Source organism: Mesorhizobium sp. CA8 (assembly GCF_020164955.1).
GTDB lineage: Bacteria > Pseudomonadota > Alphaproteobacteria > Rhizobiales > Rhizobiaceae > Mesorhizobium.
Genome location: NZ_JAIUHG010000015.1, coordinates 14,469 through 34,699, shown reverse-complemented (window position 1 = coordinate 34,699; position 20,231 = coordinate 14,469). Strand labels below are relative to the sequence as shown.

Below are 20,231 nucleotides of genomic sequence, written 5' to 3'. Positions count from 1 at the left end.
GACCGCCCACAAACCGGAGGAGCGAATCATGGCAAAAGGTGCGATGAAGGCGGGCAAGGAACCCCGCAAGCCGAAGAAGGATGCCAAGAAGCCCGCCGCGGCCCCGGCTCCGAAGGCGCCGCCGGTCAAGGCGCTGCGCATCAAGGAAAAGTAAGCGACCGGCTTCGGCCGACCCGGCTCGATCCAGGCTTCAACCGGCAGCATGCCATGCTGCCGGTGTTTTGTTGATCGTAAAAAACAAGGGCACCCTATATCCAGGGGCGAGGACGACCTCGCTTTGTCCGAAAAACCGGCCGGGACGACCCGCCACACCGAGCATCCCAGCCGATGCTGGATGACGGAGTGCTTAGATGTCCTGGATATTTCTTTTCTTCGCCGGCCTTTTCGAGATCGGCTGGGCGATCGGTCTCAAATATACCGACGGCTTCTCCAAACCGCTGCCGACCCTTCTTACCATCGCCTCGATGATCGTCAGCCTCGGCCTGCTCGGCCTGGCGTTGAAGACGCTGCCTGTCGGCACGGCCTATGCGGTGTGGACCGGCATCGGCACCGTCGGCACGGCGCTGCTCGGGATCTGGCTGCTCGGCGAGCCCGCGACCGCTGTCCGGCTCGCATGTATCGGCCTGATCGTTTGCGGCATCGTCGGCCTCAAACTGGTAGCTTGAGCGTTTTCAGGCACAAACACGTTCAGGGCCGCTTTCGGCGACCCTGACTCATTTTTCAGCAAACCCGAACTTAGCGGGCGGAGAAGCCCGGAGGCGCCCTGCCGACGCGCGCCTTGCGGGCGGCGTAGCGTGCGTCACGCTTGGCCTTGCGCTCGGCCTCGTCGGCGAGCTCAAGCGCGATCCGCTGGGCCTCCTCGGCCTCGCGGCGCCTGGCCTCTTCGGCCGCCGCCGCTTCCGCCGCAAGACGCGCCGCTTCGGCAATCGCCTCGCGTTCGGCCTTTTCGGCCGCTTCACGCGCCAGCTTTTCCTGCTTCAGTCTTGCCTTTTCGGCCTCGCGGATGGCGCGGGCCTCAAGGATAGCCTTGCGTTCGGCCTGGCGGGCCAGAACGGCTGGATCATCCGCCGCCGGCTTTGCCTTGAAGCGCTCGAGCAGCGCCTTCTTTGCCTCGTTCGCGGCGTTGCGCCGCTCGAAAATGTCTTTTTCCCTGTAGATAGCCAAGTGTACTTCCCTGCAGTCTATTCGCGACGCTTACATACGCGTGAAAGCGCCGAGTTCAAGCGCCAATTCGGTATGCCAGCCATGAAAAATCCGGGCTTGTTGCCGCAGGGATACGGCGCGGCGATGCGCGATGCACTGTTCACAGACCGCACCTCTGGCGGTCGGCAAGGCAGATCGTTACGTCTAGCGCCGACAAGCAACATCCACATGAACGCCCTAGGACGCAACCAGATGGAACTCGGTCTCTACACTTTCGCCGATGTCAGCCCGGAGCCGGGCACCGGCGCGATCGGCCCTCATGAGCGGCTGCGCAACCTCATCGAGGAAATCGAGCTGGCCGACCAGGTCGGCCTCGACGTGTTCGGCCTCGGCGAGCATCACCGCCCCGACTACGCGGCCTCGGCGCCTGTGGTGGCGCTGGCCGCGGCGGCCGAGCGCACGAAGCGCATCAAGCTCACCAGCGCGGTCACCGTGCTCTCCTCCGACGATCCGGTGCGCGTCTTCCAGCAATTCGCGACGCTTGACCTTCTATCCAACGGCCGCGCCGAGATCATGGCCGGGCGCGGTTCCTTCATCGAATCCTTCCCACTGTTCGGCTACAACCTCGAGGACTATGACGAGCTCTTCGCCGAAAAGCTCGACCTGCTTTTGGCCATCCGCGACCAGGTCAAGGTGACGTGGCAGGGCAAGCTGCGCGCGCCGATCAACGGCCGCGGCGTCTATCCGCGTCCATTGCAGGAAAAGCTGCCGATCTGGATCGCCATCGGCGGCACGCCGCAATCCGCCGCCCGCGCAGGCGTGCTCGGCCTGCCGCTGGCGCTTGCCATTATCGGCGGCGAGCCGGCCCGCTTCGCGCCGCTGTTCGAGATCTACCGCGAGGCGGCGCGACGCGCCGGCACCGATCCGGCAACGCTTGCCACCAGCATCAACGTGCACGGCTTCATCGCCGAGACGACCGAACAGGCGGCCGACGATTTCTACGCACCGCAGGCCGAGGTGATGAACCGCATCGGCCGCGAGCGCGGCTGGGGTCCGACCTCGCGCGCGCATTTCGATCAGGCGCGGGGCCCGAACGGCGCGCTCTTCGTCGGCAGTCCTGAGGCCGTGGCGGAAAAGATCGTCGCCCAACACAAGATCTTCGGCAACGACCGCTTCCTGCTGCAAATGGCGATCGGCACCATGCCGCACGCCAGGATCATGAAGGCGATCGAGCTCTACGGCACCAAGGTGGCGCCGATCGTGCGCAGGGAGACGGCAGAGGCGGCATCCCCTGCGCCGGCTGCAATGTCGAGGGTGACTGGCGCCTGAGCGGCAGCTGCCCGAGGTCCTCCATGATCGCCGGCTAACGGAACCTTGGCGCGGCGAGCACGTTTTCCCCGTCGATTGCACCGGTTGCGGTGCCTTGTTTTGACGCAATTCCGGACGGAAAACCGCTCATACTTTTCCTGGAATTGCTCTAGGGGAACCGATGAAAACCGAACCGATCGCTTCGGGCGCAAGCGTTACCGAAAATCCTGACGCGCGCGCCGAGGCGCGGGCGGACATGCGCCTGATGCGCTCGCTGGTGATCGGAATCTTCATTCTGGTGACGGCGGCCGCGCTCTATTTCGCCCGCGCCTTCTTCATGCCGGTGATACTTGCGTTCCTGCTGGCGTTGACGCTGACGCCGATCGTGCGCTTCCTGCGCAAGCGCGGCATTCCGGAAGTGGTCTCGGCGACGCTGCTCGTGCTGCTGTCGATCTTCATTTTCGCCACCGCCGGCTATCTGCTCAGCGGCCCGGTCATCGACCTCATCAACAACTCCTATTCGATCGGCCAGCAGCTGACGGAACGGCTGGCGCCGTTTAAGCGGCCGCTCGAAAGGATGATGGATCTTGCACGTCAATTGGAGGCGCTGACGGAGACCTCGCAGGAGCCCGGCCTTCAACGGGTCGCGGTCGCGCCTTCCGGCATCCTATCCACGGCGGCCAGCAACATCCTGGAAGCCGGCACCGCGATCACCATAGTGTTCGTGCTCTCGCTGTTCCTGCTCGCCTCCGGCACGCTGTTCTACGAGAAGATCGTTCAGTCTTTCACCAGTATGACGCAAAAGAAGCGGGCGTTGCGTATCGTCTATGACGTCGAGCGCGAGATTTCGCACTATCTGCTCACGGTCTCAATCATCAACATGGGTCTTGGCACGGTGATCGGACTGGGTCTCTGGGCGCTCGGCATGCCCAATCCGCTGGTCTGGGGGGCGATGGCGGCATTGCTCAATTTCCTGCCCTATGTCGGCGCGCTGATGACCGTCTTGATCGTCGCCGTCATCGCGCTGATCAGCTTCGACACGATCGCCTATGCGCTCCTGGCGCCGGCCTTCGTGGTGTTGTGCGACATCGTCGAAGGACAGTTCGTGACGCCGACGGTGGTCGGGCGACGCCTCGAGATCAATGCGGTGGCGATCTTCATCGCCATCGCCTTCTGGTCCTGGCTGTGGGGCTTCGTCGGCGCGTTGATGGCGGTGCCGCTGCTGGTCGTCATCAAGGTTTTTTGCGACCATTTCGAAAACCTGAGCCCGGTCGGCAATTTCCTGGCGGCGCAACATACGGCTGTCGTCGATGAAGAGCCGGCCGGGAACAATCACAATCCGGCGGCGTGAGGCTGGCCCAATCTCAAACCTCGGCCATTGTTTGCGACACCGGTGACCAGTGCCTATATCGGCTCGGTCAAGCCGGACCTGCCCCTGAATGAGCGACTTCGATCTCGATGGCTATTTCGCCCGCATCGGTTATGGCGGACCGGCCAACCCTTCGCTGGCCACGCTGCAGGCGCTGCACGCCGCGCACCCGCAGGCGATCCCGTTCGAGAACATCGATGCCTTGATGGGCGTTTCCGTCGGCCTCGACATCGCTTCGCTGCAGGACAAGATTTTTCGCCATGGCCGTGGCGGCTATTGCTTCGAGCACAATCTGGTCTTCATGCACGCGCTTGACGCGCTGGGCTTCACCGTCAGCGGACTTGCCGCCCGCGTGCTCTGGGGCCAGCCGGACGACGCCATTACCGCGCGCAGCCATATGCTGCTGCGCATCGAGCTCGGCGGCCGCACTTACATTGCCGATGTCGGCTTCGGCGGCCTGACCCTGACGGCGCCTCTGCTTTTGCAACCCGGGCTGGAGCAGCAGACGCCACACGAAACCTTTCGCCTCGTCGAGACCGGCGGACAATTCCGCCTGCAGGCCGATGTCGGCGGGGATTGGCGCACGCTCTATCGCTTCGATATGAGCCAGGCCTATGAGGTCGACAACCGGGTCGCCAGCCATTTCCTCTCGACGCATCCGAGCTCGCATTTCCTGACCACGCTGGTTGCCGCGCTGGCCCTGCCCGACCGGCGCTATGCGCTGCGCAACAACCGGCTGTCGACGCATCGTGCCGGCGGCCGCAGCGAGCAGCGCGAGATCGCGACGGCTCCCGAGCTCGCCGACGTGCTGGAGAACCAGCTCGCCATCGTCATTCCCGACCGCGCCCCCTTCGAGGCGAGGCTGCGGGAAAAACGCATCGTGGAGACCTGACCAATGACTGACCTTTCGGTTCTCGACCTGTCGCCGATCACGCAAGGCAGCACCGCCTCGCAGTCGCTTGCCAATTCGCTTGACCTCGCCCGCCACGCCGAGCGTCTGGGCTACCGGCGCTACTGGCTGGCCGAGCATCACAACATGCCGGGCATCGCCAGCGCAGCGACGCCCGTCGTGATCGCGCATGTCGCCGGCGGCACCAAGACGATCCGCGTCGGCGCCGGCGGCATCATGCTGCCCAATCATGCGCCGCTGGTGATCGCCGAGCAGTTCGGCACGCTGGCGGCGCTTTTCCCCGGCCGCATCGACCTCGGCCTCGGCCGCGCGCCGGGCACCGACATGCTGACCGCGCGGGCGCTGCGGCGGAATCTGGAAAGCGCCGACAATTTCCCGCAGGACGTGGTCGAGCTGATGGGCTATTTCCAGCCGGCCGAGGAAGGCCAACGCATCCGCGCCGTGCCCGGCGAAGGCCAGACCGTGCCGGTGTGGATACTCGGCTCCAGCCTCTATGGCGCGCAGCTCGCGGCGCTGCTCGGCCTGCCGTACGCCTTCGCCTCGCATTTCGCGCCGGCCGAGCTCCATCATGCGCTGGAGGTTTATCGCACGCGGTTCCAGCCGTCGGCGCAACTCGACAAGCCCTATGTCATGCTCGGCGTCAATGTCTTTGCCGCACCGACGGACGCCGAGGCGAAGCTTCTGTTCAGCTCGCTGCAGCAGGCCTTCGTCAATCTGCGCATCGGCCGACCCGGACAATTGCCGCCGCCGGTCGAGAACTACGACCGCGATCTCGATCCAGCGGCGAAAACCATGCTTGCCCAGGCGCTGTCCTGCGCCGTCGTCGGTTCGCCGGAAACGGTGCGCCAGGGCATCGACGCCTTCATCCGCCGCACCGGCGCCGACGAATTGATGGTGACGGCGCAGTGCTTCGACCACGCAGCGCGCGTGCGTTCCTTCGAGATCCTCGCCGACGTGCACAAATCGATGTCGAAGGCGGCCTGACGGCGCCATGGCTTCTGACATACCCGTCTGATAGAGTTTTTCACCGTTTCGCGAAAACGGCGGACCGCTCTATCTCTTTGCTTTGACGCAATTCCGGGCGGAAAACCGCTCGCACCTTTCGTGGAATTGCTCTAAGGGCAGGCTCCCTGCCAAGCGCGAGCCTGCTCATGAACCATGATCTCGATGACCGCATGCATTTCACCATCGACCTGGCGCGGCGCGCCGGCGAGCTGGGGCTAAAATATTTTCGCGACCTCGACAATCTGGCCGTCGAGAGCAAGGGCCACCAGGACCTGGTTTCCGAGGCCGACCGCGAGGTCGAGCTGTTCATCCGCGCCGCGATCGCCGAGGCCTATCCGCAAGACGGCATCGTCGGCGAGGAGCACGCGGCGGTGACCGGAACAACCGGTCATGTCTGGGTGATCGATCCGATCGACGGCACCGCCAATTTCGTGCGCGGCATTCCCGCCTGGTGCGTGGTGATCGCCTGCGCCAGGGACGGCGAGACGATCGTCGGCGTCATCCATGAGCCTTCGACCAACGAGACGTTCTACGCCCGCCTGGGCGGCGGCGCCTTCCTCAACGGCAAGCCGATCAAGGCCAGCAATGCGGCGTCGCTTTCCGAGGGCGCCGTCGGCACCGGGCTTTCCAACCGCGCCTCGACCAAGAATGTCGTCGTGCTCATCGGCCTGATCATGGCCAAAGGCGGCGTCTTCTTCCGCAATGCCTCGGGCGCGCTGATGCTTGCCTATGCGGCGTCCGGCCGGTTGCTCGGCTATGCCGAGGAACACATGAACGCCTGGGACTGCCTTGCCGGCATGCTGCTGGTCGAAGAGGCCGGCGGCACGATGCTGAAAGCCGATCCGGAGACGGTGATCGACCAAGGCACGCGGGTGATCACCGGCGGCAGGCACATCTTCCCAAAGCTGCAGGCGCTGTGCGCAGAGGCCTTCGAACCTACGCGCTGACGCTCTGCGCGACCGCGCCCAGCGGCCGGCAGGAATTGCGGATCATCAGCCGGCCCTTCAGCACGAGCTTGCGCGGCGGCGCGTCGCGGTTGCCGGCCAGCCGGTCAAGCAGAAGGTTCGCCGCCTGCTCGCCGATCGCCTGCACCGGCTGCGCCACGGTGGTGAGCTGCGGGACGAACACGTCCGACCAGGGGAAATCGTCGAAGCAGGCGACCGAAATGTCCTCGGGACAGGATAGGCCGATGTCGCGGATCGCCTTCATGGTGCCGATCACCATCGGGTTGTTGGCCGAGAAGATCGCGCTCGGCCGGTCGTGCAGCGACAAGAGCTGCATGGTCGCGTTGTAGCCGTCGATCTCGTGGAAGTTGCCGGAGCGCACGAGCTCCTCCGCCACCGGCAGGCCGGCCGCCTGCAGCGCCTCGCGATAGCCGATCATGCGGTCATGCATGGGGGATATGTCGGATGTGCCGGTGATGTAGCCGATGCGGCGATGGCCGAGATGGATCAGATAGGTGACGGCGTCGAACACGGCGCGCCGATTGTCCAGCACTACCGCGTCGGTGTCGACGCCCTCGCAGAGACGGTCGAGCAGCACCACCGGCACATTGGCGTCCTCGACGATGTCCTTCAGAATGCCGCCGTCGCCGACGCGCGCCACGATCAGCCCGTCGACCATGCGGTCGAGCAGCAGGCGGATCTGCTCGTCCTGGGTGTTCAGATCTTCGTCGGTGCAGCACAGCATAACGGCATAGCCGGCGCGGTCGAACGCCTGCTGGATGACCGAGACAACATCAGTGAAGAACGGGTTGGTGATGTGCGGCACGGTGAGGCCGATGGTGCGTGTGGTGCCCATCTTCAGGCTGCGGGCAATGGCATTGCGCTTGTAGCCGATGTCGCGGATCGCCTGCTCGATGCGTTGCGTAAGCTCGGGGCTGACGGTGGCGGTGCCATTGAGCAATGCCGAGACAGTGGCCACCGACACACGCGCCGCCTCGGCAACGTGCTGCATGGTCGGCGCCGTGGATTTCCGCTGGTTTTTCCGCTCTGACACCGTCATTTTCGAAACGTTTAGCCGCCCCTATTCGACCAACCCTACGTAAAGCCGGCATTTTTCGCAAGAATTGAAATGCATCAATCCTCAGCGCCTAGATAGACGCTTGACAGATTCGAAACGTTTAGATTAGCGTTCAGGCATCGAAGACGACGGAGGGAGGCCGTCCTTTGCCATGCAGCGCGCTGATTCCATCACGACTGGCAATGTGGCCGCCGCCGGTCCCGCCGTCGTCCTGAGCGCGACCGGCATTTCCAAGCGGTTTGGCGGCATCACCGCGCTGTCCGATGTGAGCCTGGATCTCAGAAGCGGCGAGGTGCATGCGCTGATGGGCGAGAACGGCGCCGGCAAGTCGACGCTGATGAAGATCCTCTCCGGCGTCTATACGGATTACGAAGGCACTGTTGCCGTCGACGGCAAGCCGGTCCGTTTCGCTGGCGTCCGCGATGCCGAAGACGCCGGCATCGCCATCATCCATCAGGAGCTCAACCTCGTTCCCGAACTCAGCGTCGCCGACAACATCTTCCTCGGCCGCGAAAAGCTGATCGCCGGGCTGGTCGTCGACCGCAAGGCGAGCAGCCGTGCGGCCAGCGCGCTGCTGCAGCGTCTCGGCATCGAGCTCGATCCGGAAGCGCGCATCGGCACGCTGAGGGTCGGCGAGCAGCAGCTGGTGGAGATCGCCAAGGCGCTGTCGAAATCGGCGCGCATCCTGATCATGGACGAGCCGACCTCGGCCCTGTCGCCGGCCGAGTGCGAGCGACTGTTCCGCATTATCCGCCAGCTCGCGGCAAGCGGCGTCGCCATCATCTACATCTCGCATCGCATCGACGAGGTCATGCACCTGGCGAGCCGGGTGACGGTGCTGCGCGACGGACGCCATGTCTTCACTGAGGACATGGCGGGACTGAGCGAAGACGCCATCATCTCGGCCATGGTCGGGCGCGACCTTCTGGCGTCCTCCGATCATGAGCGCGGCCCCGGCGGCAAGGTGGTGCTCTCGGTCAGGGGCCTGTCGCTGTCGAAACCCGACCGGCATGGCTGGCGCACGGTGATCGACGGTGTCGGCTTCGACCTTTGCGCCGGCGAAATCCTCGGCATAGGCGGGCTATTGGGTTCCGGCCGCACCGAAATCCTCGAGGCGATCTTCGGCTCCAGCGACGGCCGCACCGGCGGCGAGATCCGGCTCGACGGCGTGCCGGTCGAGATCGGCTCGCCGCGCGAGGCCCGCCGGCTCGGCATCGCTTTGGTCACCGAGGACCGCAAGACCCAAGGCCTGCATCTCAAGGCCTCGATCACCGATAATGTCGCGCTGCCGCTGGTCGGCGCGCTGGCGCGCTTCGGCCTGCGCTCGCGTTCGGGCGAGCAAGGCCTGGCGCGCGAGGCGGTGAGCGCGCTCGGCATACGCTGCGAAAGCATCGAGCAGGCCGCCGGCACGCTGTCCGGCGGCAACCAGCAGAAGGTGGTGATCGGCAAATGGCTAGCGACGCGGCCGCGCGTGCTTCTGCTCGACGAGCCGACGCGCGGCATCGATGTCGGCGCCAAGCGCGAAATCTACGACCTCATCTTCAAACTCGCCGGCGATGGACTGGCGATCGCCGTGATCAGCTCCGAACTGCCCGAGCTCCTGCATCTGGCCGACCGCATCCTGGTCATGGCGGAGGGCCGCCAGCGCGGAATCCTGTCCCGCGCCGAGGCCAGCGAGGAGGCGATCATGCGGCTTGCCGCACCAAGACGGGCAGCGAGACCAGCCGCATGAGCCTCATCAATCTTCTCTCCCGCACCAAGCTCTATTGGGGGCTGATCGCCATCTTCCTGATCGGCGTCTTCGGCTCGCCGATCAGCTCCAAGGGCAACAACATCTTCTTATCCTACGGCAACCTGCTCGACGTGCTGCGCCAGGTGTCGACCACCGGCCTCATCGCCACCGGCATGACCGCGGTGATCCTGACCGGCGGTATCGATCTTTCCGTCGGCTCGCTGATGGCGATCTGCTCGGTCGTCTGCGCCATGCTTCTCACCGTGCCGGGCGCCACCCCGTCGGCGGCGCTCGGCTTGCCGACGACCGCGCTGGCGGCTCTCTGCCTCGGCGCGCTGGCCACGCGCTTCATCCTGCTCAACATCGAGAAATCCTGCGCCGGCGCGCAAGCCGGCCCTGAGGCTCGGCTGGACAAGACGCGCGGACTTGTCATCCCGGGCATCGTCGGCGTGGTGCTGTGCTGCCTTTCGCTGTGGTACCTGCTGCCGCAGGTGGAGACTAAGTTCGGCGTGCTCGGCGTGCTTCTGGTGGCGCCTTGCGTCGGGCTCCTGTTCGGCACCATCAACGGCTTCATCATCGTCGCCGGCCGTCTGCAGCCCTTCATCGTGACACTCGCGATGATGGTAACGGCGCTCGGCATCGCCAGGCTGACCGCCGGCCAGAACAACGCGGTGCTGCCGGTCTATACCGGCTCCAACGCCACCGCCGACTTCGAGATCCTGCGCTCGCTGGTGTTCGGCGTCGTGCCGATGCCAGGTCTCTTCTTCCTCGGCGCAGTCGTGATCTACGGCGCGGTGCTGCGCTTCACGCCCTTCGGCCGCTATGTCTATGCCATCGGCGGCAATGAGGAGGCGGCGCGACTCTCCGGCATTGCGGCAGGGCGCGTCAAGATCGCCACCTATGCCGTGTCCGGCTTGCTCGCCGGCATCGCGGCGGTGCTTTACGTGGCGCAATACCGGCAAGGCAAGCCGGACGCCGGCGCCGGGCTGGAGCTCGACGCCATCGCCGCTGTGGTCATCGGCGGCACCAGCCTGATGGGCGGCCGCGGCAGCCTGATCGGCACCTTCTGCGGCGTGCTCATCTTCGGGCTGCTCTCCAACATCCTGCAGCTGCACAACATCAATTCGAACCTTCAGCTGGTGCTGAAGGGGGCGATCATCATCGGCACCGTGCTCGTGCAGGAGCGCAACGCCGGCGACATCTTAAGCTATCTGCGCCTGCCCGGCGGACGGACGGCGCAAAAGGAAACGGCCGCGGCAAAACGGCGGTCACAGGAGACCTCGTCTCTATAATCCGGAGGAAACAGGACCATGAAACGACGTGATATGCTGAAGCTCGCCACCTTCGCGGCGGCACTTCTGACGACGACCGCTCTCTTTTCCAGCAACCACGCCTTTGCCCAGGACAAGAAGTGGAAGATCGGCTTCTCGCAGGTGACGACCATCGAGCCCTGGCGCGCCCAGTTCAACAAGGACATCATCGCCGAAGCCGCCAAGCACCCGGAAGTCGAGCTGATCATCACCGACGGTGAGGACAAGACCGAAAAGCAGGTCGCCGATGTCGAGAACCTGATCCGCCAGGAGGTCGATGCACTGCTGGTGTCGCCGAAGGAATCGGCAGGTCTCACCGGCGTCGTGCAGCAGGCGATCGACGCCAAGATCCCGGTCTTCGTGCTCGACCGCAATGTCGACACCAAGGACTACACGCAGTTCGTCGGCGGCGACAACAAGCTGATCGGCCGGGCCGCGGGCGAATATGCCGTCGAGCTCCTGGGCGGCAAGGGCAAGGCGGCCGGCAACGTCGTCGAGATCTGGGGCGGCATGGGCACGCAGCCTGCGCATGACCGCCATGACGGCTTCCATGAATTCACCGACAAGGAGCCGGGCATCAAGTACCTGCTCGACCAGCAGTCGGGCGACTGGAAGCAGGACCAGGCCTACAACATCATGGCCAACGCGCTGAAGACCAACGAGAAGATCGACCTTGTCTATGGCCACAACGATCCGATGGCCTATGGCGCCTATCTCGCGGCCAAGGACGTCGGGCGTGAGAAGGACATCAAGTTCATCGGCATTGACGGCCTGCCCAACGAAGGCGTGCAGATGGTGAACAAGGGCGAGCTGACGGCGACCTTCACCTATGTCACGCCGGGCGCCGAGGGCCTGCGCCAGGCGATCAAGTTCCTCAACGGCGAGAAGGTCGAGAAGACCATCACGCTGCCGACGGAAAGGATCACCAAGGAGAACGCCGCCAAGATCCTGAAGGACAACGGGCTCTAAGTTCGCAATTGCCCTGCCGGGCAACGCGCCCGGCAGGGCTTTGCCCGAGCGCCAGGCGCTCCTCACTGCTTGCGCAGTATGCGCGAAGCGTCGCCGCAACGCTCATTTTCCGCTCTTTCGCGACCGAAAGTCACGCCCGAAACGGCAAGTCCTGACCTTGCCGGTCGGCAGATCTGCATGCCCCTAGTCGGCGCCGCTTTAAAAAATCCAGCTGGAACAGTAGGATACACCGACCTCAGACCGGCTCGGGCGCAGAGCACGGCAGGTCTCCTTCCGCTCGCTGCCAGGTTGACGGACAGCTTGCGCAGAATGCTTGCGCCTTGTGCCGCCTGTTCTTATATACGCGCCAGCCGTCCAGCCCTGAAAAGCGGGGACATGACGGGATTTCTTGTGAACAGGGGCTTTCGTCGGAACGCCTTTTGAAGGGTCCAGAGAGCCTGCTTAGAGGAGAGATTAGAACAATGGCAAAAGTTATCGGTATCGATCTCGGCACCACCAACTCGTGTATCGCCATCATGGATGGCAAGGACCCCAAGGTGATCGAGAATGCTGAAGGCGCGCGCACGACGCCTTCCATCGTCGCCATCTCGAGCGACGGCGAACGTCTCGTCGGCCAGCCGGCCAAGCGCCAGGCGGTAACCAATCCGGAAAACACCATCTTCGCGGTCAAGCGTCTGATCGGCCGCCGCTACGACGACCCGGTGACGGAGAAGGACAAGAAGCTTGTCCCCTACAAGATCGTCAAGGGCGACAATGGCGACGCCTGGGTCGAGGCCGGCGGCAAGAAGCAGTCGCCCAGCCAGATCTCGGCCATGATCCTGCAGAAGATGAAGGAGACGGCGGAAGCCTATCTCGGCGAGAAGGTCGAGAAGGCGGTCATCACCGTTCCGGCCTATTTCAACGACGCCCAGCGCCAGGCGACCAAGGACGCCGGCCGGATCGCCGGCCTCGAGGTGCTGCGCATCATCAACGAGCCCACGGCCGCCGCGCTTGCCTATGGCCTGGAAAAGAAGGACGGCAAGACCATCGCCGTCTATGACCTTGGCGGCGGCACCTTCGATATTTCCGTGCTGGAAATCGGCGACGGCGTGTTCGAGGTGAAGTCGACCAATGGCGACACCTTCCTCGGCGGCGAGGACTTCGACATGCGGCTCGTCGAATATCTGGCGGCCGAGTTCAAGAAGGAACAGGGCATCGACCTCAAGGCCGACAAGCTCGCGCTGCAGCGCCTGAAGGAAGCGGCCGAAAAGGCCAAGATCGAGCTGTCGTCGACGACGCAGACCGAGATCAACCTTCCCTTCATCACCGCCGATGCCAGCGGCCCGAAGCACCTGACGATGAAGCTCACCCGGGCGAAATTCGAAAGCCTGGTCGAGGACCTCGTGCAGCGCACCATCGACCCCTGCAAGGCGGCGCTCAAGGATGCCGGCCTGAAGGCGGGCGAGATCGACGAAGTGGTCCTGGTCGGCGGCATGACCCGCATGCCCAAGATCCAGGAGATCGTGAAGCAGTTCTTCGGCAAGGAGCCGCATAAGGGCGTCAACCCGGATGAGGTCGTGGCGCTCGGCGCCGCCATCCAGGCCGGCGTGCTGCAGGGCGACGTCAAGGACGTGCTCCTGCTCGACGTGACGCCGCTGTCGCTGGGCATCGAGACGCTGGGTGGCGTGTTCACCCGACTGATCGAGCGCAACACGACGATCCCGACCAAGAAGAGCCAGACCTTCTCGACCGCCGAGGATTCGCAGTCGGCGGTGACGATCCGCGTCTTCCAGGGCGAGCGCGAAATGGCGGCCGACAACAAGCTGCTTGGCCAGTTCGACCTGGTCGGCATCCCGCCGGCTCCGCGCGGCGTGCCGCAGATCGAGGTCACCTTTGACATCGACGCCAACGGCATCGTCAACGTCTCGGCCAAGGACAAGGGCACCGGCAAGGAGCACCAGATTCGCATCCAGGCTTCGGGCGGTCTGTCCGACGCCGACATCGAGAAGATGGTGAAGGACGCCGAGGCCAATGCCGACGCAGACAAGAAGCGCCGCGCACTGGTCGAGGCCCGCAACCAGGCCGAGGCGCTGGTGCATTCGTCCGAGAAGTCGCTCAAGGACTATGGCGACAAGGTCTCGGAGGCTGACCGCACCGCGATCTCGGACGCGATCGCCGCGCTGAAGACCGCCGCCGAAGGCGACGACCCGGCCGACATCGAGGCCAAGTCGCAGTCGCTCGCCGAAGTGTCGATGAAGCTCGGCCAGGCCATGTACGAGGCCTCGCAGAAGGAAGCGGCCGAAGCCGACGCCAAGGCGGATGCCGCCAAGGATTCGGATGTGGTCGACGCGGACTTCGAGGAAATCGACGAAGACGACGAGAAGAAGAAGTCGGCCTGAGCCGGCTGACGGCGGATCATGCGAAAAGCCCGGCGCAAGGCCGGGCTTTTTTGCAACCCTGCCCGAAAAAGTGACAGAAAAACCCGGAGTGGCCCGGCTTAGTACTAGCATCCGGGAAACATCGCTCCTAAATCCAAGAACGTGCCGGCAAACGTCGCCAACAATGCTTGAAGACATTGAGCATCCGGACAGCGGGAAAAAATGAAAGCTGATTTCTACGAAACGCTGGGCGTGCAAAAAGGCGCCGACGACAAGGAACTCAAGAGCGCTTTCCGCAAGCTCGCCATGCAGTTCCATCCCGACCGCAACCCCGGCGACCATGCCTGCGAGCACAAGTTCAAGGAAATCAACGAAGCCTACGAGACGCTGAAGGACCCGCAGAAGCGCGCCGCATACGACCGTTTCGGCCACGCCGCCTTCGAGGGCGGCATGAACGGCGCGGCACACGGCTTCGGCGCCGGCGGCTTCGCCGACATCTTCGAGGATATCTTCGGCGACATGATGGGCGGCCGGCAGCGCCGTTCGTCGGGCGGCCGCGAACGCGGCGCCGATCTGCGCTACAATATGGAAATCACGCTGGAAGAAGCCTTTTCCGGCAAAACGGCGCAGATCCGCGTGCCGGCCTCCATCTCCTGCGCGGAATGCTCCGGCAGCGGCGCCAGGCCGGGCACGCAGCCGGTGACCTGCTCGATGTGCCACGGCCACGGCAAGGTGCGCGCCACGCAGGGCTTCTTCTCGATCGAGCGGACCTGCCCGCAATGCCAGGGCCGCGGCCAGACGATCAAGGACCCCTGCCCGAAATGCGCCGGCCAGGGCCGCGTCACCGAGGAACGCTCACTGTCGGTCAATATCCCCGCCGGCATCGAGGACGGCACCCGCATCCGGCTTGCCAACGAGGGCGAGGCGGGCCTGCGCGGCGGACCATCCGGCGACCTTTACATTTTCCTGGCGGTCAAGCCGCACGAATTCTTCCAGCGCGACGGCGCCGATCTTTATTGCAAGGTGCCGATCTCGATGACGACGGCCGCCCTTGGCGGTTCCTTCGAAGTCACCACGCTGGACGGCACGCAGACCAAGGTGAAAGTGCCGGAAGGCACCCAGAACGGCCGTCAGTTCCGCCTGAAGGGTAAGGGTATGCCGGTGCTGCGCCAGCCCAATGTCGGCGACCTCTATATCCAGACGGCGGTCGAGACGCCGCAGAACCTGACGCGCCGCCAGCGCGAATTGCTGGAAGAGTTCGAGCAGCTTTCGTCCAAGGACAACTCGCCCCAGTCGAGCGGCTTTTTCGCGCGCATGAAGGACTTCTTCGAGTCGTTCGGCGAAAACTGACCGCCACAGCGGCATCGGCGGAGCGACCTGCTGCCCAAGCGTCATCAACACCTTATGCCAGCTTGACGCCTTGCCTTGTTCCACCCACCTGCTAAGTAGCGGAGCGGGAGGCTGAGCATTGAGGAGAGCTCGTGATGGCACGTAGTCCCGGGTTGCGCAAAGCGCTGGCCGAAAAATTCGACGACGAGCTGAAGTTCTTCAAAGGCTGGATTGACAAGCCGAAGACGGTCGGCTCGATCGTTCCCACCAGTTCCATCACCGCGCGCAAGATGGCGTCGATCGTCAATCCGAGATCGGGCCTGCCGGTGCTCGAAGTCGGGCCCGGCACCGGTGTCATCACCCGCGCCATCCTTGCCCAGGGCGTGAAGCCCGAAAACCTGTACGCGGTCGAATATTCGACCGACTTCGTTCGCCATCTGCGCGGGCTCTATCCCGGCGTCAACGTGATCGAGGGCGACGCCTTCAATCTCTATGCCACGCTCGGCGACAAGCGCGACCTGGTGTTCGATTCGGTCGTTTCCGGCGTGCCGCTGCTCAACTTCCCGGTCGCCCAGCGCATCGCCTATATCGAAAGCCTGCTCGACCGCATTCCCGCCGGACGGCCGATCGTGCAACTGACCTACGGCCCGCTGTCGCCGATCCCGGCCGGGCGCGGCGATTACACGGTCGAACATTTCGATTTCATCTTCCGCAACATCCCGCCGACGCAGCTGTGGATCTACCGGCGCGCAGGGCATTAGTTTCTACCTGCAAAAGTGTTCGGGCATCGCCCGTGGCGGCAGCGTCCTGGCGACTGGCCGAAGCGCCCGTCACTTCGTCCTCCACGGGCGGAGCAAGGAGCGAACCGACGCGGCGGAGACCCGAGGATCCATTCCGTGACTTTCGAAGCGTTGCGACGATCCAGAATTCTGCTCCGCTGCGCCTCTACGATTGGGGTAAGGGAATGGATCCTCGGGTCTTCGCGACGCCGCTTCTCGGCTGCTTCGCCCGTGGATGACGAAGCTGGTAGGTGGCGACCAATCCTCGAACGTTTTCTGCCACCCCCTCGTTGATTTGAATGCTCCTTGGCTGTACCTGTCCCCGAACAAGGGTGGCCAATGGCAGTGATCCCAAGAATCCTCGTCTTCGCCGGTTCGGCCCGGAGCGGCGCCTTCAGCGGCCGGACCGCCGACGTGGCGCAGAAGGAACTGGCCATGCAGGGCGCGGAGGTGACGCGCATCTCGCTCGGCGATTATCCGCTGCCGATCATGGACGAGGACCTGGAAAAGGAAAAAGGCCTCCCCGAGAACGCGATCAAGCTCGGCCGCCAGATCGCCGCGCATGACGGCTTGCTCATCGCGACGCCCGAATATAACGGCTCGATCCCGCCATTGCTCAAGAACGCCATCGACTGGGTGAGCCGGATTCGGCGCGAGGGCAGCCGCACGTTCAGGCCGCTTGCCGGCAAGCCGGTCGGGCTCTGCTCGTCCTCCGGGGGCAAGTTCGCCGGCATACGTTGCATCAACCATCTGCGCGCGGTGCTGGTGCGCTGCCAGATGGAGGTGATCACGCCCGAATGCTCGGTCTCCGAGGCAGGCGAAGCCTTCGCCGAGGACGGACAATTCCGGGACGCCAGACTACACCAATCGATGGAGCGCCTATGCCGCACACTGATCGAAACCTCGCGCATGCTGTCGGCCCGGATCGAGGCGTGATCACTTTCGCGGCGGCCGACACCATGCGAGACAGGCTGATTGTGGGGCTGGACCTGCCGACGCTGAAGGAGGCCGAGAGAGCGGTGCGCGAGCTCGAAGGCACGGTTTCCTTCTACAAGATCGGCTACCAGCTCGCCTTCGCCGGCGGGTTGGATTTCGCCCGGGAGCTCGCCAGCGGCGGCACCAAAGTGTTCCTCGACATGAAGCTGCTCGACATCGACAACACGGTCGCCAAGGGCGTCGAGAACATCGTCAAGATGGGCATGACGATGCTGACGCTGCATGCCTATCCCAAAACCATGAGAGCGGCTGTCGAGGCGGCCAAGGGCAGCGAGCTCTGCCTGCTTGGCGTGACGGTGCTGACCTCGATGGACGAGCAGGACGTGATCGACGCCGGCTACGAACACGACCCGCACACGCTGGTGCTCCGGCGCTCCGAACAGGCGCTGCATGCCGGCATGGGCGGCATCGTCTGCTCGGCGGAAGAGGCCGAAGCGGTGCGCCGTATCGTCGGACCCGACCTGGCGGTGGTGACGCCGGGCATCCGGCCGGCGGGCAGCGAGCATGGCGACCAGAAACGCGTAGTGACGCCGGCGCAGGCGATCCGCAACGGCTCCAGCCATCTGGTCGTCGGCCGGCCGATTGTCGCCGCGCTGGACCGCCGCGCCGCGGCAGAGGCGATCCTCGCGGAGATGCAATCAGCCTGAGGACCAGTCCTCGCTCAAGCACAAACAGGAGAAAAAGAATGCCGAAGGGATATTGGATTGCCCGCGTCGATGTGCGCGACGCCGAGGGCTACAAGGACTATGTCGCCGCCGCGAAGCTCGCCTTCGACCGCTTCGGCGCCAAGTTCCTGGCGCGCGGCGGTGAGCATGAAAAGGCCGAAGGGCCGGGGCGCGCCCGCAACGTCATCATCGAGTTCGAATCACTGGCGGCGGCGCATGACTGCTACCACTCGCCGGAATACCAGCGCGCCGTTGCCATCCGCCAGAAAGTGGCCGACGGCGAGATCGTGCTGGTCGAGGGCGTTTAGTCAGCAAAAAGCCGGTTGGCGGCGGTCTCTGCCATCGCGTCGGCGAGTTCCATGCCCCACTGCTTTCGGCAATAGTTCCGGAAATCGAAGCAGGGCAGGCCGGGGCAGACTTCGAACTCGATGAGGTGCACGGTGTCGTCGGCCTCGACCCGGAAGTCGACGGAAAAGATATCTTTCAGGCCGAGACCGCTTATCAGCTTCTGCGCAATGGCGCGGATTTTCCGATCCGCCTCCGGCTGACTGGCGCCCACGGCCTCAAGTTCCGGCTCGGCATAGGTGCCAGCATCCTTCGCCGCCTGACCGGTCTCGCCATAGAGTGCCATCGAGTCGGCCATGGTCTGGAAGTCGCCGCCGGAATCGACGAAGAATATGCCCAAAGCCTCGACGCCGATTTCTTCCTTCAACCCAAGGAAGCTCGCCCGCACGTTGCGGCCGGCGACATAGGGCTGGACGACGACATCGTCGCGGTAATGCGAAAACACACGCCGGCTAAGCTCCAGCGCATGGCCTGGATCGGCGGTGCGCGAATCCGGCCAGATGCCGATCTTAGCGCCGAGCCGGTTGGGTTTGACGAACCAGCCTTTGGGCGAGGGCGGCGGCTCGACCAGCCATGCGCCGTTGCGCGCCAGGCCGGCCTGCGGCACCGGCAGGCCGAGCGCAGCGAGCACGGCGCCGGAACGCAGCTTGTCCTGGCAGAGCGCGAATAGTGAATCATCGGCGCCGATGGTCCGCAGCCCATTCAGCCGCGCAAGCGCCGGCGCCACACCGCCGCGGAAATAAGCAATGCCGTCGGTCAGGGCCCAGACCAGCGCCCTTGCGGGATCGGCTTTCGCCAGGATCGGCGCCGCACCGTCGAGCTCGACAGGCTCGAAGGCGAGGTCGCGCTTGTCGCAAGCCTCGGCGAGCCGGCCGAACTCCGGCTTAAGGTCGGTCGATTGCGCCAGATAGGACGAGATTTCCACGGCACGATCCGGCGGGTAGCCGTCGGCGGATAGGCGGTCGAGGCAAGCCTTTTCCGGTTCGTAGACGAGGATGAGGGTCGGCTTGTCCTGCGGCATGGACGTCTGCCCTGGTCAAAATCAGGGCGCTACCATCGCACGGCCGCGGCAATCGGCTTGCGGGAAACCGACCGGCGCGGGCGGTTGCGTGACAGCGCTCAGGCGATCCGCACGCGCGGCTCGAAGCGGCCTTTGACCGGAATGTCGAGCAGGAAGGTCATGCCGGCCTGCGGATCGAGCGCGCGCTGCTTCTCGTCCTTGCCCTTCCAGGCGGAGGTAACAGCCAGACGGTCCGCTTTTGCACCGACAAAAGCGGGACAGGAAGCCTGCGTCACCGGCATGGCGATCTCGCGCAGCAGCGTGCCGTCCGGCGCATAGGCCTTCACCGCCTTGCCGCCCCAGACGGCGTTCCAGAGAACCCCGTCGCGGTCGACGACCGAACCGTCGACATAGCCTTTCGAGGAGCGATGATCGACGAACACCTTCGGCCCGCCCTCGGGCAGGCCGGTCGCCGGATCGCAGGCGACGCGCATCAGAAGCCCGGTCGCCGTGTCGGTGTAATAGGCGATCGTCCCATCCTCGGAAAAGCAGATCGAGTTCGAGACGGTGATGTCGGAAAACAGCCGGCGCAATTCGCCCTTGAAGAACCAGTAGATCGAGCCGGCGCCCTTCTCCTCGCCCTTGCCCATCGTGCCGGTCCAGAGCGCGCCGCACGGGTGGACGCGCGAATCGTTGGAGCGGGTCAGCGGGTTATCGGCCTCGATCGGCGTGTGCAGCGTCAATCTACCGGTCCTGACGTCCCTGACCTGCAGGCCGACCTCGGTGGCGATCAGCTGGCGCTCGTCGTCGATGACGGCGACGGCGCTGGCCATGACGCCGAGATCATGGATTTTCAGCTTCCCGGCGAGCGGCTTTTCCAGAAGCTTGCCGTTGACGATGTCGAACCAGAACAGCGCGTCGGTGGCGGGATCGTAGCTCGGGCCTTCGCCGAGCTCGCAGATATGATCGGAAAAAACCGAAACGCCGTCCAT

The 20,231-nt window shown here is 64.5% G+C and carries 20 protein-coding genes; 16 read left to right on the top strand and 4 right to left on the bottom strand.

Annotated elements, in window-relative coordinates; translation table 11 throughout:
* Nucleotides 1-28 precede the first annotated feature (28 nt).
* Together LB553_RS30555 and sugE are read left to right on the top strand one after the other, a co-directional pair.
* On the top strand, nt 29-154 hold the full coding sequence (locus LB553_RS30555; protein WP_140752416.1) for a hypothetical protein: 126 nt from the start codon (nt 29-31) through the stop codon (nt 152-154).
* Nucleotides 155-350: 196 nt separating this feature from the next.
* Complete coding sequence (gene sugE / locus LB553_RS17445) at nt 351-665, top strand: quaternary ammonium compound efflux SMR transporter SugE (RefSeq protein WP_040986423.1); 315 nt, start codon at nt 351-353, stop codon at nt 663-665.
* Between the two features lie 70 nt (nt 666-735).
* Here the strand turns inward: sugE and LB553_RS17440 are convergent, their stop codons facing one another.
* Nucleotides 736-1,164, bottom strand: coding sequence for a DUF6481 family protein (locus tag LB553_RS17440; RefSeq protein WP_224515176.1), 429 nt, complete (start codon nt 1,162-1,164; stop codon nt 736-738).
* Between the two features lie 231 nt (nt 1,165-1,395).
* Between LB553_RS17440 and LB553_RS17435 the strand changes: the two genes are divergently transcribed.
* From LB553_RS17435 to LB553_RS17415, 5 genes are all read left to right on the top strand, one after another.
* Nucleotides 1,396-2,472 (top strand): LLM class flavin-dependent oxidoreductase, encoded by a 1,077-nt coding sequence (locus LB553_RS17435; protein ID WP_224515388.1) that lies wholly within the window; start codon nt 1,396-1,398, stop codon nt 2,470-2,472.
* 160 nt (nt 2,473-2,632) lie between these two features.
* Nucleotides 2,633-3,802 carry an AI-2E family transporter gene (locus LB553_RS17430; RefSeq protein WP_224515173.1) on the top strand — a complete coding sequence of 390 codons (1,170 nt, stop codon included), beginning with the start codon at nt 2,633-2,635 and terminating at the stop codon, nt 3,800-3,802.
* 88 nt (nt 3,803-3,890) lie between these two features.
* Nucleotides 3,891-4,712 carry an arylamine N-acetyltransferase family protein gene (locus LB553_RS17425; protein ID WP_224515171.1) on the top strand — a complete coding sequence of 274 codons (822 nt, stop codon included), beginning with the start codon at nt 3,891-3,893 and terminating at the stop codon, nt 4,710-4,712.
* Nucleotides 4,713-4,715: 3 nt separating this feature from the next.
* Nucleotides 4,716-5,714: an LLM class flavin-dependent oxidoreductase gene (locus tag LB553_RS17420; protein WP_224515169.1), complete on the top strand. Its 999-nt coding sequence runs from the start codon at nt 4,716-4,718 to the stop codon at nt 5,712-5,714.
* 167 nt (nt 5,715-5,881) lie between these two features.
* A complete protein-coding gene (locus LB553_RS17415; RefSeq protein WP_224515167.1) occupies nt 5,882-6,682 on the top strand; it encodes an inositol monophosphatase family protein in 801 nt (266 codons plus the stop codon).
* On the opposite strand, the gene LB553_RS17410 is transcribed toward LB553_RS17415, so the two are convergent.
* On the bottom strand, nt 6,672-7,691 hold the full coding sequence (locus tag LB553_RS17410; protein ID WP_224515165.1) for a LacI family DNA-binding transcriptional regulator: 1,020 nt from the start codon (nt 7,689-7,691) through the stop codon (nt 6,672-6,674). The two genes, LB553_RS17415 and LB553_RS17410, sit on opposite strands and share 11 nt — an antisense overlap.
* 217 nt (nt 7,692-7,908) lie before the next feature.
* Here LB553_RS17410 and LB553_RS17405 point away from each other — a divergent pair, with 217 nt between their 5' ends.
* The 9 genes from LB553_RS17405 to LB553_RS17365 all read left to right on the top strand — a co-directional run bounded on the left by LB553_RS17405 (nt 7,909) and on the right by LB553_RS17365 (nt 18,202).
* On the top strand, nt 7,909-9,489 hold the full coding sequence (locus tag LB553_RS17405; RefSeq protein WP_224515163.1) for a sugar ABC transporter ATP-binding protein: 1,581 nt from the start codon (nt 7,909-7,911) through the stop codon (nt 9,487-9,489).
* Entirely contained in the window at nt 9,486-10,781 is a 1,296-nt protein-coding gene (locus LB553_RS17400) for an ABC transporter permease (RefSeq protein WP_224515161.1), read from the top strand. Before LB553_RS17405 ends, LB553_RS17400 begins: the two co-directional genes overlap by 4 nt.
* Nucleotides 10,782-10,799: 18 nt before the next feature.
* Nucleotides 10,800-11,768 carry a substrate-binding domain-containing protein gene (locus tag LB553_RS17395; protein ID WP_224515160.1) on the top strand — a complete coding sequence of 323 codons (969 nt, stop codon included), beginning with the start codon at nt 10,800-10,802 and terminating at the stop codon, nt 11,766-11,768.
* Nucleotides 11,769-12,229: 461 nt separating this feature from the next.
* Entirely contained in the window at nt 12,230-14,146 is a 1,917-nt protein-coding gene (gene dnaK, locus LB553_RS17390; protein WP_224515158.1) for a molecular chaperone DnaK, read from the top strand.
* A gap of 201 nt (nt 14,147-14,347) precedes the next feature.
* Complete coding sequence (gene dnaJ / locus LB553_RS17385; protein ID WP_224515156.1) at nt 14,348-15,475, top strand: molecular chaperone DnaJ; 1,128 nt, start codon at nt 14,348-14,350, stop codon at nt 15,473-15,475.
* Nucleotides 15,476-15,609: 134 nt separating this feature from the next.
* Complete coding sequence (gene pmtA / locus LB553_RS17380) at nt 15,610-16,215, top strand: phospholipid N-methyltransferase PmtA (protein WP_224515154.1); 606 nt, start codon at nt 15,610-15,612, stop codon at nt 16,213-16,215.
* Between the two features lie 357 nt (nt 16,216-16,572).
* Nucleotides 16,573-17,169, top strand: coding sequence for an NADPH-dependent FMN reductase (locus LB553_RS17375; protein ID WP_224515152.1), 597 nt, complete (start codon nt 16,573-16,575; stop codon nt 17,167-17,169).
* Nucleotides 17,170-17,192: 23 nt separating this feature from the next.
* Nucleotides 17,193-17,876, top strand: coding sequence for an orotidine-5'-phosphate decarboxylase (gene pyrF / locus LB553_RS17370; protein WP_224515387.1), 684 nt, complete (start codon nt 17,193-17,195; stop codon nt 17,874-17,876).
* 38 nt (nt 17,877-17,914) lie between these two features.
* Nucleotides 17,915-18,202: a DUF1330 domain-containing protein gene (locus LB553_RS17365; RefSeq protein ID WP_140682050.1), complete on the top strand. Its 288-nt coding sequence runs from the start codon at nt 17,915-17,917 to the stop codon at nt 18,200-18,202.
* On the opposite strand, the gene LB553_RS17360 is transcribed toward LB553_RS17365, so the two are convergent.
* Together LB553_RS17360 and LB553_RS17355 are read right to left on the bottom strand one after the other, a co-directional pair.
* Nucleotides 18,199-19,260, bottom strand: a complete 1,062-nt coding sequence (locus tag LB553_RS17360) for a D-alanine:D-lactate ligase-like protein (protein ID WP_224515149.1) — start codon at nt 19,258-19,260, stop codon at nt 18,199-18,201. The genes LB553_RS17365 and LB553_RS17360 overlap by 4 nt on opposite strands.
* 98 nt (nt 19,261-19,358) lie before the next feature.
* Complete coding sequence (locus LB553_RS17355) at nt 19,359-20,231, bottom strand: SMP-30/gluconolactonase/LRE family protein (protein WP_412033352.1); 873 nt, start codon at nt 20,229-20,231, stop codon at nt 19,359-19,361.

Excerpts from the sequence above, each read along its gene's own strand:
- dnaK (WP_224515158.1), top strand. The coding sequence starts at position 12,230 with ATGGCAAAAGTTATCGGTATCGATCTCGGCACCACCAACTCGTGTATC.
- pmtA (WP_224515154.1), top strand. The coding sequence starts at position 15,610 with ATGGCACGTAGTCCCGGGTTGCGCAAAGCGCTGGCCGAAAAATTCGAC.
- LB553_RS17375 (WP_224515152.1), top strand. The coding sequence starts at position 16,573 with ATGGCAGTGATCCCAAGAATCCTCGTCTTCGCCGGTTCGGCCCGGAGC.
- LB553_RS30555 (WP_140752416.1), top strand. The coding sequence starts at position 29 with ATGGCAAAAGGTGCGATGAAGGCGGGCAAGGAACCCCGCAAGCCGAAG.
- pyrF (WP_224515387.1), top strand. The coding sequence starts at position 17,193 with ATGCGAGACAGGCTGATTGTGGGGCTGGACCTGCCGACGCTGAAGGAG.
- dnaJ (WP_224515156.1), top strand. The coding sequence starts at position 14,348 with ATGAAAGCTGATTTCTACGAAACGCTGGGCGTGCAAAAAGGCGCCGAC.
- LB553_RS17365 (WP_140682050.1), top strand. The coding sequence starts at position 17,915 with ATGCCGAAGGGATATTGGATTGCCCGCGTCGATGTGCGCGACGCCGAG.
- LB553_RS17415 (WP_224515167.1), top strand. The coding sequence starts at position 5,882 with ATGAACCATGATCTCGATGACCGCATGCATTTCACCATCGACCTGGCG.
- LB553_RS17410 (WP_224515165.1), bottom strand. The coding sequence starts at position 7,691 with ATGCAGCACGTTGCCGAGGCGGCGCGTGTGTCGGTGGCCACTGTCTCG.
- LB553_RS17425 (WP_224515171.1), top strand. The coding sequence starts at position 3,891 with ATGAGCGACTTCGATCTCGATGGCTATTTCGCCCGCATCGGTTATGGC.
- LB553_RS17430 (WP_224515173.1), top strand. The coding sequence starts at position 2,633 with ATGAAAACCGAACCGATCGCTTCGGGCGCAAGCGTTACCGAAAATCCT.
- LB553_RS17395 (WP_224515160.1), top strand. The coding sequence starts at position 10,800 with ATGAAACGACGTGATATGCTGAAGCTCGCCACCTTCGCGGCGGCACTT.
- LB553_RS17355 (WP_412033352.1), bottom strand. The coding sequence starts at position 20,231 with ATGGACGGCGTTTCGGTTTTTTCCGATCATATCTGCGAGCTCGGCGAA.
- LB553_RS17405 (WP_224515163.1), top strand. The coding sequence starts at position 7,909 with ATGCAGCGCGCTGATTCCATCACGACTGGCAATGTGGCCGCCGCCGGT.
- sugE (WP_040986423.1), top strand. The coding sequence starts at position 351 with ATGTCCTGGATATTTCTTTTCTTCGCCGGCCTTTTCGAGATCGGCTGG.
- LB553_RS17400 (WP_224515161.1), top strand. The coding sequence starts at position 9,486 with ATGAGCCTCATCAATCTTCTCTCCCGCACCAAGCTCTATTGGGGGCTG.
- LB553_RS17360 (WP_224515149.1), bottom strand. The coding sequence starts at position 19,260 with ATGCCGCAGGACAAGCCGACCCTCATCCTCGTCTACGAACCGGAAAAG.
- LB553_RS17435 (WP_224515388.1), top strand. The coding sequence starts at position 1,396 with ATGGAACTCGGTCTCTACACTTTCGCCGATGTCAGCCCGGAGCCGGGC.
- LB553_RS17420 (WP_224515169.1), top strand. The coding sequence starts at position 4,716 with ATGACTGACCTTTCGGTTCTCGACCTGTCGCCGATCACGCAAGGCAGC.